The organism is Erysipelothrix sp. P66, from assembly GCF_038682365.1.
Taxonomy (GTDB): domain Bacteria; phylum Bacillota_I; class Bacilli_A; order Erysipelotrichales; family Erysipelotrichaceae; genus Erysipelothrix; species Erysipelothrix piscisicarius.
The window spans coordinates 1,355,248-1,370,310 of record NZ_CP152290.1 but is presented as its reverse complement, the minus strand read 5'-3'; the positions used below and the strand labels follow the sequence as shown (position 1 = coordinate 1,370,310).

The window sequence follows — 15,063 nt, the reverse complement described above, 5'->3', positions numbered from 1 at the left end:
TTTTTCATTGAGCACAAAAATTGAGCGGTTTAGGTCGTTTAAACACTTTCTCGCTATAAAATTTGGTAGGATAGCCTTATATTCTAAGGAGAAGATAATGATTCAAATTAAAAATTTACAGGATAACAGTAATATTGTGGAAGTTGCTTCCATGGGTTGTTTTAAAGTATTGGAATACCAAAAGGATTTAAGTGTGAGTGCCGAAAATGCGATTGCTGCATATTATGCATCCGAGATGAATATTCGTAAGCGTCAAGTCTATGTTCAACTGGAAAATCAAGCCGTAACGGTTAGTGCTGGTGCGATGCAATGGTCTGCCGGTGATGTGAAGATGGGTGCAGATGTGAAAGGTGTTGGGGATTTTATTGGAAAAGCAATCAAAGGTTCTGTAACGAAAGAATCTGCTGCGAAACCGCGATACTCCGGAACGGGATATTTGATGTTAGAACCGACATATAAACACATTCTGCTTGAACGTGTTGAAGATTGGGGAAAAATTGTGCTTGAAGATGGTTTATTCCTTGCCTGTGATTCAGATATCAAACAAAAAGTTGTTTCTCGTGGGAATTTATCATCCGCAATGATGGGTGGAGAAGGTCTTTTTAACCTTGCACTCGAAGGTCATGGTGTTGCGGTTTTGGAAAGCCCAGTCCCTCGTGAAGAACTGATTGTAGTGGAACTTCAAGACGATGAAATTCGAATTGATGGAAACTTTGCGATTGCATGGTCTGGATCCTTGGATTTCCGTGTCGAAAAATCTACCAAAAGTTTAATGGGTTCTGCCGTTTCAGGCGAAGGATTTGTGAATGTGTATCGTGGTACAGGTAAAGTATTGCTTGCGCCGATTGCCTAAAAGAGTCACTGACTCTTTTTTTTGTATCCTTTGAGTCCCTTTTAATAACAGATGCTACCTAAAAACCTATCATTATGGTATATTTTCTTTAGAAAAGAGGTGAAGTGATGAATTGGCATAAACAAAGTCTAAATATAGCGATTGAACCTACACAGGAAAAGGATTTAAAGAACCTCCAGCAGTTATGGGCTGACCCTGAAATAATGCATCATGTTGGCTTTGAGTCGGGATTGTTGCTGGATGATGAAGCCATGCAACGATGGTACAAACAGATTCATTTAAATCACAATTCAGTTCATTTTAGTGTATATCAAAACCATGACTATGTCGGGGAACTCTTCTATCGGGTCGTTGATACTTATGCGCAACTTGATATTAAACTGTACAATCGTTTTCATGTGGGTGGTTACGCATTAAGTTGGCTCATTCATGAAGTGTTTAAAAAGACATCATGTACCCATGTATATGTTGATCCAAGTCCACAAAATCATCGTGCCATTCACCTCTATCAGTCTTTGGGGTTTATTGCGGTGGATCCACCCGAAGGGTATCGTCCAAGTCAATGGGTGCTTGCCCTTACTCGAAAACAGTTTAAACCGAAACAAAGTTTTATTGAATCGAAACTTCAGCTAAGACCGTTTCGCCATACAGATTTACCGCGTATTTGGGAGTTGTCAGCGAAAGAGCCGCATTATGCGTGGTGTGATTTGGATGCACCTTATTTTGAGGAATACCAACAAAAGTCTTTACGTGAATTTCTTGAGAACGAAGCACCTTTCTACCTCAACAATCCCCGCACCCGGGTAATCTTATATGATGATGTGATTATAGGTCGGACTTCCTTGTACTGGCAAGATCAACGTACGCGTTGGATGAATAGTGGTTTTGATCTTTTTGATGAATCTTTTTGGTCTAAAGGAATTGGGACCGTAGTAATGAAACTATTAATTCATGAAGCGTTTTTATTTTATGAAATCGAACGCATTGGATTTGTGACATGGTCTGGAAATATCGGGATGCAGCGTATTGGTGACAAATTGGGTATGAACCGCGAAGCAGTGATAAAAAAAGCCCGCTATTATCAAGGTGTTTACTATGATTCGGTATCCTATGGAATAACTCGATCACAATGGAAGTTAAGGCATCATGAACGGTATCAGACATGTGTGTGGCCCGCACATCAAAGCCTTGAATGCATAACAAAAATTCAAGCGTGCTTTCCAACGCATACATTGAGTGAAACACAGCGTTTCATTACAATCGCATCGTCCCAATCAATCCTAGGTTATTTAGCTTACAATTTTGAGTGTGAGACCCAAATGATGATACAGTGCTTCGAAAGCCTTGAAAGTGTGCGTGACGATTTATTGATAGAAATAATGATTGATTGCGCAGAACAGATTGCAATATACCATCAAATTCCTTATATTATTATTGAATCCACGATCGATAGGGCCCTTGATGGGTTTAAAACGATCAACATTAATGATAAACGCTTTCAAATTAAAACGACGCATCACAATGAATCAAGGAGTTAATGAAATGTATACAATCACAATCATAAGTCATCATGATATTCCCAACCTACTCGATTGTTTTGATCCGACATGGTGTGTGAAGACTATCCATACGTTTCCACTTCAATCAGAGGATACGGATTGCTTCCTCGTGGATATAGATTATTGTGATCACGATGGTGCAGCCCTCATCCCATGGCTTAAGGAAAATTATCACAAACCTATTGTCATCGTAACAACACGGTACCGTCCGAAGCGAACGCTCGAACTTTTAGTCCAAGGGGCGCAAGACTATATTGTTGAGCCCTACAATTGTGAGGTGATCCTTGAGCGTATCACCACGTTAATTAATGAGTATAAAAAAAGAAAACACATCTAATGATGTGTTTTCTTTTTTTGGTCGCTTTTGTGTTAACTTACGATTATGGTGTGTATAATTAGGTAAATGAGGGGGAGGATATATATATTAACAAAAAGTAGATTTACTTTTTTTAGTAATGGGTATTATTTTATTTATAATATAATAAGGGGATAGAGATGAAAAAAATTGTGGTTTTATTAACAATGATTTTAGTGTTAACAGGATGTGGATCAAAGGCAATTGATATCACGTTTAAAAGCAACGAACCAAAAATGATTGGAGATTTAACTGGAAAAGTTCTTAACACATCAGAAGAGACTTGGAAAGATGATATTCCAACATTCGACGAAGAATATTTACCATTTTTCTTAGGTTGGATGTACAGTGGTGAAGTTATTAATATTGAAGCGTATAATTTTGATGAGTTAAAGAAAGATGTAGTCTTAGTAGCTAAATGGGATGAAGAAGCACTTCAAAAATATGTAAAAGATAAAGAAGAAAAAGCGAAAATTGAAAAAGAAAAACGTTTAGCTAAAGAACGAGAAGAAGCAGCAATTAAAGCCAAAGAAAAAGAGCAAGAGAATGAGGAAAAGGCTGATGAATTCATTAGTATGGCAAGTGCTATGTTGGAAAAAAACTTCGAAGGAAGAGCAACACATGATGTTTATAAAGAAACTCTTGAAGGGAAAAAAATAATCAAAATTAGAATGAATGTTACAGATTCTGATACAATTGATGCCTTCGCATATAATATTACTAAAGGAATGTTTAAGGATGAGATGAAATATTTCATGAAAAACCTAAAAAGTATGGAACGAGAAATGGTTTCTGCGAATAAATCGGACCGTAAAATCGTTTACATAATTAACAATCCTGCAAATGAAGATAGCATGTTGTATTTTAGTGTAGATGGCATTACAAGCGAGAGTTTATTTCAAGAATAACAAAAGAAAACACATCTAACGATGTGTTTTCTTTACGCCTTCTTTAGCATGAATCATATGTGTAATCGCCAAACATACCGGTGTCGCAATTCCGTGTTTTGCACCTAAACGGGCAATTGCTCCATTCAGATAATCAATCTCTGTTTTACGCCCTGCGGCCATATCTTGGTAGAGGGAAGGATAATGATTGCCGGCTTTTTCTGGATCGTAGACGGCTTCAATTTTAGCGACTAAAGCATCCTTATCCAAAAGAATCCCTTCAGCATTGGCAACCGCAATGACTTCATCCACAACTAAGTCAGTAAGAATACGATTGTTTTCATAATGACCGTATTCCGCTACGTTGCAATCGATTAAGGTACAATATGTATTGAGTACGGAGTTTAATGCAACTTTATTCCAGATTGATTGTTTCACATCATCGCTGTAAACAACATTAAGTCCAGCTTGGTTTAAGGTCTCAAGGAGTGTTTTATTAAAGGGTGATTGGGTTTGATGAACTTGTTGGAGTTCAATAGCACCGGACCCAACTGCATCAACAATTCCAGGGCCACCAAGACCTGAAGTCCATACGGTTACTCCTAAAAAGATATTTTCTTGAGGAACATATCGTTCAATAACCTCAACATTTCCCAATCCATTCAATAAACAGATTACGCGTGTGTTGTCGGTAATAACGTGTTTGATGTCTTGCATCATAGCATCAAGATGCATCGCTTTGGTAAAGACAAAGACAAGATCAAAGGTTCCTTCGACTTGACTTGGTGAAACCGCTGGAATCTGAACAAAGCCTTCATCGACGCCATCAATAATCATCTTGAGTCCGTGTTCATTGATTGCATCACGATGTGCTTGCCATCCATCCGCAAAAACAATTTCATTACCACTACGGTGCAATAGGGCACCAAAGCGCGCACCCATGGCACCCGCACCTGCAAATAATATTTTCATTACAATTTCCTCTTACTTTCACAAGTATTGTAACATCATCTTAGAAAATATGAGAAAGACGTGCACATAAAAAGCAGCCGACGGACTCAACTGCTTTTTAAATAAGGACTAGACGACAGTTTTCTCCACATGTGAAGGAGGATAGCCAAATAAATGCTTAAATATTTTGGTAAAATAAGAAGTTGAATTATAGCCACAGGCTTTAGCAACCTCGCCCACACGTAGGTTTGACTCGCTTAAGAGTTCATAAGCATAATGACACCGTACCTCATTGAGGTAGTTGTTGATTGTCGTATCGGTCTCTTCTTTAAAAAGACGACAGTAATAAAACTTACTGATTCCAATATCACGACAAATTTGATCAAGTGTAAGTTCCTCTTTATAATTTTTATGCATATACTGAATGCCTTGTTTTACGATATCAATTTTTGAATGTTTGCGATCAGTATGAACGGGAACGCGTGGTTGATATTTAACCAGCATGTCAAAGAGGGAATAGGTTAAAGGATTTAGAGATGATGTTGCATCATTAAGACTCGCATCGTACTCAAGCGAAATTACATGTAAAATGGCTACAAGTTCTTGCCTAAGTGAGAGTGTTTCAAACTGTTTATGTTCCAAATCCAGATTAAAATTTTCCGGATAACGATGATCAATGATATAACGATCAAGTGTTATGCCTTCTGTTTTTGGTACAATTCGTCGTGTTTGCCCAGGATTTATAAAGACGACCGTGTCTTTCATTGCGGTAAAGACCTCATCTTCAATATCAATCTCACACAGACCAGTTTTGACTAAAATAATTTCAAAGTCATTATGCCAATAAAAGGCATTGGTTGCAGTTGAAAGATCAAATTCGCAATGTTCCACAATTAATGGCGAATCTGCACGACTAAAACTATAATGTTCGAAATAAAGATTATTCATACCCTAGCACCCCTAAACAATTCTTTATATATCATTATCTTATATTTTCAGTATAGACTTGCTTTTATTAAGTGTCAAGTAAACGCTTACAAATTTCAGAGTGTTCACAATAAATGCGTAGTATATTATCTATATTAGCGGTAAATTGACTTATTTTGTCCTTTATTGGTTTCATTTCACAAATTAAACATCTCTTTAAAAGATAGAAATCTTGCTTAAAAAAAACCAAATCAAAGGATTTGGTTAAAATGTTGAGGTGAGGTAGGCAATTCCAAGGTCGATGGTCGCTTGAATGGCTTCTTCATGTGTCCGTTCAAAGCTGTGTGATGCATCAACGCCGGGACCAATCAGTCCTGCTTTAAAATCATATCCTGCACGTAATGCAGCCGAAGCATCGGAGCCATAGTAAGGATAGATATCAATCTTATAAGGAATTTTGTTTTGTGAAGCAAGGGCAACAAGACGTTTGCGAAGGTCATAATCATAAGGACCACTACTATCTTTCGCACAGATTGTCACTGAAAATTCGTCTGATGTTTGACCTTGTCCAGGTGCAGCCATATCGACTGCGATGAATTCAAATGTTTTTTCGGGAATTGCGGCACTTGATCCATGTCCAACCTCTTCAAATGTAGAGATAAAGAAATTGGTTGTGTAGGTTGGTTTTGTTTTTGTGGATACAAAATGTTCAGCCATACCAAATAAAGCAATGACACACGCCTTATCATCCAGGTGACGGGATTTGATAAAGCCGCTCTCAGTTACTTGACAACGTGGATCTAAATGAACATAGTCTCCAACATTAATGCCTAAAGCAATAACATCATCATATGTTTTAACTTTTTCATCGATACGAACTTCTAAGTTCTTTTGAGTCCGCTCTGTTGTGGATGTCAGTGATCCGTGTACATGAGAGGATGCGACATTTGTAAGAATTGTTCCAGAATAAAAACGGCCCGATAGCGTTTCAATTGCGACATGTTCGCCTTCAATCGTTGCCCATGCATAACCACCTAATTGGGTAAGACGAAGTTTACCATCGGATGTAATCTCTTTAACAAGACATCCCAAGGTATCTACATGTGCGGATAACGTAACTTCTTTATCGGTACAGTCACCCTCTAATGTGGCAATCAGTGCACCTTTAACGGTTCGATAAGTTTTAAGGCCTAATGATTGGAAGCGTTTCTCACAGAATAATACAGCTTCTTCAGTATTTCCAGTAGGACTTTTAATGTTTAAAAGTGTTTCTAAATCTTGGATTAGATGTTTCATAAGTGTCTCCTTTATATTACAAGTATTATGCCATAGATGATGTTTTAAGCATAGGTTATCCATAAAAAAAGAGCATAAACTACGCTCTAAATTACAAATCCAATAATCATGACTGTTGTTTCTTGACTGGGATCAAAATATTCATACCGTTCCAAAACAACTTTAGGTTGACGTTCTGCTTCAATGACATTTGCTTGTTTTAAATGATTCCAAGCGAAATCAACAAGTGGTGTTTCAAAGAGTTCACCATTGCGTGTTGACCCCTCAATAAAGACGTTCACAAGGACGCCATTCGGTAAATCATAACACTCATAAGATTTTGGTACCGGTGCATCACGTTTAAAAATTTGTCCAATCCAATATGCATCATCTTCCGCAATAAGACCAATGGGTGAGGCATAATGTGGTGCACACTCTTTCATAACATCCTCAAATAAATCAGCTTCAAACCATGTCTTCCATTGATTTTGATACATACCATTTTCCTGATCTGCTTCTGTATAGCGTTTGCCAATTAATTTTAAGGAATGATGTACAATTTCATTTTCCAACTCAACAACCTTCAACATACGTTCCATCTCCAATCTCTTGAGATTATCATACGCTACATAAAGCAGACCTTCAATTATTATTTTTGGTTTTGAGATGAGAGTGTTATAATGTATGGAGGAGTGTGATCGCTATGAAAGATTCAAAAAAAATCATGATTTGGTCGGTAGAAATTATCGTATGTGCAATCTTTTTTATGATTTTCGACTTGGAAGTAAAGATTACGGGAATCGTTGTAATTTTATTTGTATTTATAATGTTGAATGAACACTTTCTTTATGGGTTATTGGGTCTAAAAGATAAAGATCACAAATAGCGTTGTGGGTTGAGTGGCATTTTAAATTTCTTGTGTTTTAAGCAATCTTGTGTTAATCTCATATATCAAAGAGGTGATTTTATGGGAACAATCGTAACAATCGGTGGGGGCACCGATGTATTTGGAAGTGCACCCGCGATCGAAAAGGAATTAATCGCAATGACCGGAAAGAAGGAGCCACGCGTGCTTGTGTTACCGACTGCGAGCTCAGATCGTGTTGAATATATCGAGGCGCTCACGAAACGATTTGAAGCGCTTGGGTGTGTTGTAGACGTTTTAAAACTTGTGTCGGAGTCTCCATCTCAAGCTGTCATTCAGTATAAATTATTAAATACCGATTTAATTTATGTTGGTGGTGGGGATACTCGTATGATGATTAAAGTATGGCGTCAACGGGGTGTTGATCATGTGTTAAAAGATGCGTATCACCGTGGAATTATCCTCGCAGGTCTTAGTGCAGGGTCCAATTGCTGGTACCAATACAGTCATAGTGATTCAGAGTCCTTTGATAATAAGGAAGATTGGAAATTCATCATGACATCAGGTCTTGGTTTTATTCAAGCAGTTCATGTACCACACTATAATGAACCAGGTCGTGAGACATTTGATGCATTTTATAAAGCGTATCCATCTGTACCAGGGATTGCGTTGGAGAATGGGGTTGCGATGATTTACGAAGGATCGAAAGCACATATTCTTAAAGAACATAATCACTGTAAAGCGTATGTTTTGACGCATGTTGATGGTACGATTCAAAAGCATGAAATTCATGAAGATGACGTCTTGGAAATTGAATTGAATCTTTAAAAAATAAACAGTTGGTGTTTCGTTTGGAACCGCCAACTGTTTTTGCTTGAACATAAAAAAACCACTCGAAAGTGGTGTAATAAACTCAATGGTGCTCCGTCACGGGCTCGAACCGTGGACCCACTGATTAAGAGTCAGTTGCTCTACCGACTGAGCTAACGGAGCGTTTGCCTTTATATTATAACGCTATGATTTTTAAATTCAATAAAAACTTTAATTTTTTTCAAAAACATCAAACTTGAATGCGAAAATCATATATCATATAATTGAAAGAGTTTGAAGGAGATATCTATGAAAGAAACGGATGCATTAATAATTGGCAAGGGACCTGCGGGGATTCAAGCTGCCGTATATCTTAAACGCGGGAATGTAAACACAACGGTTATTGGTAAAGATTTAGGCGCAAGTGAAACGGCACGGGATGTGGATAATTTCTACGGATTCACCTCAATTGGTGGTGTTGAATTGGTTCAACGTGGGATTGATCAAGCCATTGAGTTGGGCATTGAAGTTGTGACGGATGAAGTGTTGTCCATTGGTTTTGATGGAGCAACTTATGTTGTTGAAACGATTCATGAGACGTATAAAGCCATCAGTGTGTTGTTAGCAACGGGGTCTCATCGAAACATTCCAAGAATTCGTAAGATCCGTAATTATAATGGACGTGGTGTTTCATATTGTGCAGTATGCGATGCATTTTTCTATCGCGGTAAAACGGTTGCCGTGGTTGGAAGTGCTGAGTATGCGGCTCATGAAGCAGCGGAACTTGTAGAGGTAGCATCGAAAGTCTATGTATTGACCAATGGTGAGCCAATCACAGGAACTTTTGATGACCGTTGTATTATCCTCGAAGAAAAAGTAAAGACCGTGGTTGGTGAGGAAAAGGTTTCGGGCGTGGAAATGGAATCAGGTATCTTAGAATTGGATGGTATCTTTGTTGCCATTGGTTCTGCTACCAGCACCGATCTCGCAAATAAATTAGGTCTAGGTGTTGAAAATGGTCGGATTCTTGTTAATGAGAATATGGAAACGAATATGCCAGGGTTGTATGCCGCAGGAGATTGTACGTTTGGGGTCCAACAAATTGCGAAAGCTGTAGGGGATGGTTGTATTGCCGGGATGAACATGATCAGTTATATCCGTGGGATTAAACGGGGTTTGACGGCGTGATTCAGATTTTCGCATCGGATTATGACGGCACCCTCTTTCGAAATTCAACGGTAAGTCACGACGATCTTGAGGCCATTAGGACATTTCGAGCATTGGGAAATAAGTTTGGAATTGTCACAGGCCGTACGATTCATTCCATTCAGACTGAGATTGAAGCCTATAATATTCCGGTTGATTTTATTGTCGGGATTAATGGGGGTGTCGTGTTAACCCATGATCACCAAGAAATTTTTATCAGTGATTTAGATCAATCTGTGGTGGATGCCATGATTGAGGATTTTAAAGCCTTTGAGGTTTCTTTCTATGGTGTCAATGATGGGTACCGGTTAAGTCGCGTTGTGTTGGATGCATCCGCCCATTCTATGGTCCCCAATATCCCGCTTACCGATTTAGATGTTTTAAAACAAGAACGTGGTGTTCAGGCATTGTATGTTGTGACATCATCACCAAGGCAAGCCTTAGCACTTACCAATCATATTAATCAACATTATGGTGCGTTGCATGTTGAGGCGAGTCAGAATGTTTGTGCTGTGGATATTGGAGCTCACGGGATTTCAAAAGCAACCGGACTTCAAAAGATAATCGATTACTATGACTACAAAGGGCCCATCTACACGATGGGGGATAGTTATAATGATGTTCCAATGCTTAAAGCATTTCAGGGGTTTGTAATTTCTACGGGAGAAGCCTTGGTAAAAGAAATGGGTGTAGCACATTATTCTAGCGTTGGTGACGCACTCTCCACACTTTTTAATAAAAAATAGCGAAACAAGCATGATTGCTTGTTTTTTCTATGTTTAAAGCGATAAAAACTGTTATTATAAAGGACGAAGAGGGGAATTCTATGAAGATTTATAAGAGGTTTCAGATGCTTCTTGGCTTTATTGTGTTTTTGGCCGGAGCAATTCTAGCTTTAGGTGCATGTTTTTATTTCCTCGCACCAGGAAAACTTGAAATATCAATTCAAATGCATGGATTGGGACTGATGCTGATGATCTTAGGATTTATGATCAGCGGTGAATTAACCAAACTTGGTCAAAAATATGAAATTTGTATGTGCATTCCAGGACAAATTTTACTTGCGTTAGCGTCTTTATCCGTAATTATGTGGATTTTATCCTATCCTGTTTTGCGTGTTTTTGATCTCTATTACATCTATATGGGACTGCTTATTGTCTGGAGTATTGGACTGGGGATTTTAAGTTGGTGGCGTTGGCCAGGAAAGTGTGTTCGTCCTAAACGACCTGTTAAACAACAAACACATTTTACTGAAGAACAAGCATTTCGTAATGCCCTTGAAACCCAGTCATATCAAACGATGTGTCAGATTTCAAAAATTCTTGATGTGCAACGGGGGGTTGAGGACCAAGCAAAGCTTGTGAAGCCCTTGCGTATGGATACATGCATTCAACATGTTTTTGGTCACAGTTTAAACTTTGATTCGTATGAACATTTTTTAAAAGGGTTGGATGTTCGCTATTTAATTACCTTGACCCAATGGATGTTAGATCCTTCAGATTGGAATCGATTAAACAAGGAAATCGAAAATGATCGTTATAACTTTAACGGTCCAAAGAGTATGTTTGATAACCGTTTCTTAGAAATTCATCGTTTAAGTGATTATTTACTCAATGAAACGATTGAATTGCCAGAAGGAGCACCGAATTTTTTCCGTACAACACGGGTTAATACTGTCTTTGTGACAATTGCAAGTGCCGTTGCGATTTCAAAACTTTTATTCTTTGAGCGCATCGCAGTAAACTTAGACACACGTCATCCATTGTATAAAATGCTTTCAGAAGCATGTTTTAAAACGGATTCCGTTGTCGGGGTGTATCAGGAGACGGTTGAAACGTATGCACTGGATCCCTTGCCTGGGATTCGTGATCGATTTGAATACCGGTATCTCGTGAATGATTTTTACCATAGTAAATATGATCAAGACGGCCGTTCAATTTTTAATGATGTGGTTGTAGATCCAGATAAGAGCCTTCACGACACCATTTGTTATTGGTTGGAACACTATGCAAAACATCCTGAGCAGGCACACCAAAGCATTACGCGTCCGATTATGCATGCATGCATTCGAAGAGGGGTAGGAATCGAAAGCACTAAATCAAGAGATATTATTTGGATTTTAAGACAACTGGGAAACTATGAAGCGTACTTTAACGATTATCAATTAAAATATGCAGATACGTTTCAAGCCTTCGAAGAAGAAAAGGAACGCGATCAATCTTTAAATCTTGCATGTGCTCATATTAAAACGGATTTACAGTTTTATCAGTATACCAAAGATTTGTTAAGTAAGTTTTGTTATACCGTATTGGGACGTGACCAGGAAGTGAATCCATCCGAGATGGTTCTTTACCGAGCGGATGGGTTTACCTACTATGTTCGCATTTTATACATGACCTCTCGAGTGGACCAACAATCCATTATGGATGGCTTGTCATCACCCTACTGGGATCGCGTTGATGCCCGGGTAATTCTTTCCAATGCGGACTATACTCCAGAAGCACGAGATCTTGCGGAAACGCATCACGTTCAATTATTAAATGGGAAAGATTTAGGCGTAATCAAACATTATGCGACACGTAAGAAACGCATTCATGATTTGGATATTATTAAGCGCTTAGGTGACTTAGAAACAGTTTAATCAAAAAGTGGCGATGCAAAAGAATGGCATCGCCACTTTTTGACGTTTTGGGGTTGTGGTTTGATCAATCGTAACGTATAATATGAATACATGAACAACTGCTCATATGAAAGGATAACACTTATGGATCAAAAAGAATTGGAACACCACGAAATTAAAGCACTTCAAGAAACACTCTTAGCGGAAGAAGAATATACAGATTTATCGATGTTGTTTAAAATGTTTGCAGACCCGACACGTTTGCGTATCTTTACCATCTTGTCTCAAGAAACGGTTTGTGTTGATGACTTAGCGGCAATCTTGGGGATGACCCAATCTGCAGTATCACATCAGTTGGCTTCACTTCGAAAGATGAATCTTGTAAGAAGTTCAAAAGTTGGGAAAAATGCATACTATCACTTGGCGGATAGTCACGTAATGCAAATCTTCAGTCAAGCACTGGATCACGTAAAGGAGTAAATCATGAAAACAATTAAAGAAGTTAAATTTGAATTGGAAGGGTTACATTGTGCGGATTGTGCCGGTAAAATTGAACGCGAACTTCAAAAGCAAGACTATATCGAAGATGCTCGTGTTGATGTAGTTTTGGGAAAAGCAAAGCTCAAAATTAAAGAAGGTATTGACGTGGATGATGCGTTTGTAAAGAATGTAACCAATTCCATCCAGAGTATTGAGAACATCGGTGTCACCTTAGAAGGGGGCCTTCAAGAACATCCCCACGATGACCATAAAGGCCATGATCACGATCATGAGGATGCGGGCATGTCACCATTTATTTGGCTGGGAGGACTCATAATTCTTTTACGTCTCTTTATCGATGCAAGTTGGTTAAACGTTTTAACCATTGCGGTGTATTTTGTCGTTGGATGGCCAGTACTCAAAGCATTTGTAAGTGGTTTATCACGAAAACAATTTTTTGATGAAAATGTCTTAATGTCGGTAGCGACACTTGGTGCATTGGCCATTGGGGAATACGGAGAAGCCTTGGGTGTTATGGTTTTCTATAGTGTTGGGGAATATTTCCAACATAAAGCCGTTGATGATTCCCGTGCTTCCATTAAAGCATTATTGAATAAACGTCCTCAGTTTGCACGTAAACTTGTAGATGGTGTTGAGGAAATCGTCGCGTGTGAAACGGTTCAGATTGGGGATCGCATTCGCATTAATCCTTCAGATCAGGTTCCTCTAGACGGTCGTGTCGTTGCAGGAAATACAACATTTGATATGTCATCACTCACGGGTGAATCGATGCCCGAAAATATTTTTGAAGGGGATACGATTCTCTCGGGGTCCATTAACCTTTCATCTCCAATTGAAGTGGAAGTAACGAAAGAATATTCTAATTCCACAATTTCGAAGATGTTGACACTGATTGAAGCATCTTCCGATAATAAAGCGAAAACAGAAATCTTTATGACGAAATTCTCGCGTATTTATACTCCAATTGTATTTGTACTTGCCCTTGTGATTATGCTTTATGTGGGGATTACAACTGGCGTTGCATATGACGGGATTTATCGGGGTCTTGTATTCTTAGTCATCAGTTGTCCTTGTGCCTTAGTCTTGTCGATTCCACTTGGTTATTTTGCGGGTATCGGACGAGCAAGTAAATCAGGTATCTTAATTAAAGGTGGCGAATCGATTGAAGCTCTTGCAGCCGTCGATGGTGTGGTCTTTGATAAGACCGGAACTCTTACAAAAGGGGAACTTGTAGTTACAGACGTTCAAGGTCGTGATGATGTTTTAGAAATTGCAGCACATTTAGAATCGTATTCAAACCACCCGATTGGGAAAGCGATTGTGGGTGCATACGACAAACCGGTGAATTTAGACCGTGTTTCGGATGTTAAGGAAGTTTTTGGTAAGGGGATTCGAGGCCTTTGGGATGGTGATCCGGTCTTTGTAGGATCACTTAAAAATGTCAAAGAAGAAGGGTATGATGTCAGTCTTTATGAAACTGATATGACATCCGTTCTGGTTGTTTTAAATGATGTATTAATTGGTGGCATAGAATTGGATGATACACTTCGTGATGACAGTAAGCAGTTAATTGAAGATTTACACAAACGTCATATTTTCAGCGTCATGTTAAGTGGAGACCGTCAAAGCGTTGTGGATCGCGTTGCGAAAGAGATGGGGATTGATGTTGCATATGGAGAATTACTTCCAGAAGATAAAGTTTCTCAATTTTCAAAAATAAAAGCACAACGCAATGCAACTTTAGCGTATGCAGGTGATGGTATGAATGATGCTGCGGTGTTGGGATTGAGTGATGTCGGATTTTCAATGGGTGCGGTTGGAAATGATCTTGCGATTGAATATTCTGATGTTGTGTTGGTCAATGACAACCCGCATCAAATTCTAGAAACGATTGATATTGCAAAGAAAACGCAACGCATTACGTATATGAATATTATTCTCATTATGGTTATCAAAATATTAGTATTAGTTCTTGGAAGTTTAGGGCTTGCGAAAATGTGGATGGCAGTTATTGCGGATGTGGGTGTAAGCATTCTTGCAGTTCTGAATGCAATGCGCATTATGCACGTTAAACGTTAGTCAAATCCAAAAAACATGAATCAAAGCATTCATGTTTTTTTTACGAAAAATATAAAGATAAAGTTTGGATTTTAAATCACCGTTTGCGTAGCGGTGTGATTAATTGTAAGCATTTTTCATGAAAAATATCATATATTTACATTTTATGAAACAAAGGTTATAATATCACCAGTAG

At 38.5% G+C, this 15,063-nt stretch carries 15 protein-coding genes and 1 tRNA gene; 11 read left to right on the top strand and 5 right to left on the bottom strand.

Translation table 11 applies throughout. The annotated features are described in order from the left end of the window. Positions 1–97: 97 nt before the first annotated feature. The 4 genes from AAG186_RS06805 (at position 98) to AAG186_RS06790 (ending at position 3,675) form a co-directional block, all read left to right on the top strand. Entirely contained in the window at positions 98–853 is a 756-nt protein-coding gene (locus tag AAG186_RS06805) for an AIM24 family protein (RefSeq protein WP_161637551.1), read from the top strand. A 107-nt stretch (positions 854–960) separates the two neighbouring features. Then, positions 961–2,391, top strand: coding sequence for a GNAT family N-acetyltransferase (locus tag AAG186_RS06800; RefSeq protein WP_342621471.1), 1,431 nt, complete (start codon positions 961–963; stop codon positions 2,389–2,391). Then, the gene (locus tag AAG186_RS06795) at positions 2,375–2,749 is read left to right on the top strand and encodes a response regulator (protein ID WP_342621470.1); all 375 of its coding nucleotides are present in this window, start codon (positions 2,375–2,377) and stop codon (positions 2,747–2,749) included. Before AAG186_RS06800 ends, AAG186_RS06795 begins: the two co-directional genes overlap by 17 nt. 158 nt (positions 2,750–2,907) lie before the next feature. Beyond that, positions 2,908–3,675: a hypothetical protein gene (locus tag AAG186_RS06790; protein ID WP_342621469.1), complete on the top strand. Its 768-nt coding sequence runs from the start codon at positions 2,908–2,910 to the stop codon at positions 3,673–3,675. 15 nt (positions 3,676–3,690) lie between these two features. Here the strand turns inward: AAG186_RS06790 and AAG186_RS06785 are convergent, their stop codons facing one another. The 4 genes from AAG186_RS06785 to AAG186_RS06770 all read right to left on the bottom strand — a co-directional run bounded on the left by AAG186_RS06785 (position 3,691) and on the right by AAG186_RS06770 (position 7,406). Continuing rightward, positions 3,691–4,626: a 2-dehydropantoate 2-reductase gene (locus tag AAG186_RS06785; RefSeq protein WP_342621468.1), complete on the bottom strand. Its 936-nt coding sequence runs from the start codon at positions 4,624–4,626 to the stop codon at positions 3,691–3,693. Positions 4,627–4,734: 108 nt separating this feature from the next. Next, complete coding sequence (locus AAG186_RS06780) at positions 4,735–5,553, bottom strand: AraC family transcriptional regulator (RefSeq protein ID WP_161637548.1); 819 nt, start codon at positions 5,551–5,553, stop codon at positions 4,735–4,737. Positions 5,554–5,796: 243 nt separating this feature from the next. Then, positions 5,797–6,828, bottom strand: a complete 1,032-nt coding sequence (locus AAG186_RS06775) for a M42 family metallopeptidase (protein WP_342621467.1) — start codon at positions 6,826–6,828, stop codon at positions 5,797–5,799. 86 nt (positions 6,829–6,914) lie between these two features. Continuing rightward, positions 6,915–7,406: a hypothetical protein gene (locus AAG186_RS06770; protein WP_228410401.1), complete on the bottom strand. Its 492-nt coding sequence runs from the start codon at positions 7,404–7,406 to the stop codon at positions 6,915–6,917. A 104-nt stretch (positions 7,407–7,510) separates the two neighbouring features. On the opposite strand from AAG186_RS06770, the gene AAG186_RS06765 reads away from it, so the two are divergent. Then, positions 7,511–7,693, top strand: coding sequence for a hypothetical protein (locus AAG186_RS06765; RefSeq protein ID WP_125163686.1), 183 nt, complete (start codon positions 7,511–7,513; stop codon positions 7,691–7,693). Between the two features lie 81 nt (positions 7,694–7,774). After that, on the top strand, positions 7,775–8,500 hold the full coding sequence (locus AAG186_RS06760) for a Type 1 glutamine amidotransferase-like domain-containing protein (RefSeq protein WP_342621466.1): 726 nt from the start codon (positions 7,775–7,777) through the stop codon (positions 8,498–8,500). A gap of 89 nt (positions 8,501–8,589) precedes the next feature. Here AAG186_RS06760 and AAG186_RS06755 read toward each other — a convergent pair. Next, positions 8,590–8,665 (bottom strand) — tRNA-Lys (locus AAG186_RS06755). A 126-nt stretch (positions 8,666–8,791) separates the two neighbouring features. On the opposite strand from AAG186_RS06755, the gene AAG186_RS06750 reads away from it, so the two are divergent. The 5 genes from AAG186_RS06750 to AAG186_RS06730 all read left to right on the top strand — a co-directional run bounded on the left by AAG186_RS06750 (position 8,792) and on the right by AAG186_RS06730 (position 14,888). Next, positions 8,792–9,670 carry an NAD(P)/FAD-dependent oxidoreductase gene (locus AAG186_RS06750; RefSeq protein WP_200549427.1) on the top strand — a complete coding sequence of 293 codons (879 nt, stop codon included), beginning with the start codon at positions 8,792–8,794 and terminating at the stop codon, positions 9,668–9,670. Continuing rightward, positions 9,667–10,434, top strand: a complete 768-nt coding sequence (locus AAG186_RS06745) for an HAD family hydrolase (RefSeq protein ID WP_331836391.1) — start codon at positions 9,667–9,669, stop codon at positions 10,432–10,434. The genes AAG186_RS06750 and AAG186_RS06745 overlap by 4 nt, the downstream gene beginning before the upstream one ends. Positions 10,435–10,514: 80 nt before the next feature. Then, positions 10,515–12,329: a restriction endonuclease gene (locus AAG186_RS06740; protein ID WP_200549431.1), complete on the top strand. Its 1,815-nt coding sequence runs from the start codon at positions 10,515–10,517 to the stop codon at positions 12,327–12,329. Positions 12,330–12,452: 123 nt separating this feature from the next. Continuing rightward, the gene (locus AAG186_RS06735) at positions 12,453–12,788 is read left to right on the top strand and encodes a metalloregulator ArsR/SmtB family transcription factor (RefSeq protein ID WP_161637541.1); all 336 of its coding nucleotides are present in this window, start codon (positions 12,453–12,455) and stop codon (positions 12,786–12,788) included. 3 nt (positions 12,789–12,791) lie between these two features. Next, positions 12,792–14,888 (top strand): heavy metal translocating P-type ATPase, encoded by a 2,097-nt coding sequence (locus tag AAG186_RS06730; protein ID WP_342621464.1) that lies wholly within the window; start codon positions 12,792–12,794, stop codon positions 14,886–14,888. Positions 14,889–15,063: the final 175 nt, after the last annotated feature.

Coding starts and splice junctions, on each gene's coding strand:
- AAG186_RS06760 (WP_342621466.1), top strand. CDS start 7,775: ATGGGAACAATCGTAACAATCGGTGGGGGCACCGATGTATTTGGAAGT.
- AAG186_RS06765 (WP_125163686.1), top strand. CDS start 7,511: ATGAAAGATTCAAAAAAAATCATGATTTGGTCGGTAGAAATTATCGTA.
- AAG186_RS06740 (WP_200549431.1), top strand. CDS start 10,515: ATGAAGATTTATAAGAGGTTTCAGATGCTTCTTGGCTTTATTGTGTTT.
- AAG186_RS06750 (WP_200549427.1), top strand. CDS start 8,792: ATGAAAGAAACGGATGCATTAATAATTGGCAAGGGACCTGCGGGGATT.
- AAG186_RS06785 (WP_342621468.1), bottom strand. CDS start 4,626: ATGAAAATATTATTTGCAGGTGCGGGTGCCATGGGTGCGCGCTTTGGT.
- AAG186_RS06770 (WP_228410401.1), bottom strand. CDS start 7,406: ATGGAACGTATGTTGAAGGTTGTTGAGTTGGAAAATGAAATTGTACAT.
- AAG186_RS06790 (WP_342621469.1), top strand. CDS start 2,908: ATGAAAAAAATTGTGGTTTTATTAACAATGATTTTAGTGTTAACAGGA.
- AAG186_RS06800 (WP_342621471.1), top strand. CDS start 961: ATGAATTGGCATAAACAAAGTCTAAATATAGCGATTGAACCTACACAG.
- AAG186_RS06735 (WP_161637541.1), top strand. CDS start 12,453: ATGGATCAAAAAGAATTGGAACACCACGAAATTAAAGCACTTCAAGAA.
- AAG186_RS06775 (WP_342621467.1), bottom strand. CDS start 6,828: ATGAAACATCTAATCCAAGATTTAGAAACACTTTTAAACATTAAAAGT.
- AAG186_RS06805 (WP_161637551.1), top strand. CDS start 98: ATGATTCAAATTAAAAATTTACAGGATAACAGTAATATTGTGGAAGTT.
- AAG186_RS06730 (WP_342621464.1), top strand. CDS start 12,792: ATGAAAACAATTAAAGAAGTTAAATTTGAATTGGAAGGGTTACATTGT.
- AAG186_RS06780 (WP_161637548.1), bottom strand. CDS start 5,553: ATGAATAATCTTTATTTCGAACATTATAGTTTTAGTCGTGCAGATTCG.
- AAG186_RS06795 (WP_342621470.1), top strand. CDS start 2,375: ATGAATCAAGGAGTTAATGAAATGTATACAATCACAATCATAAGTCAT.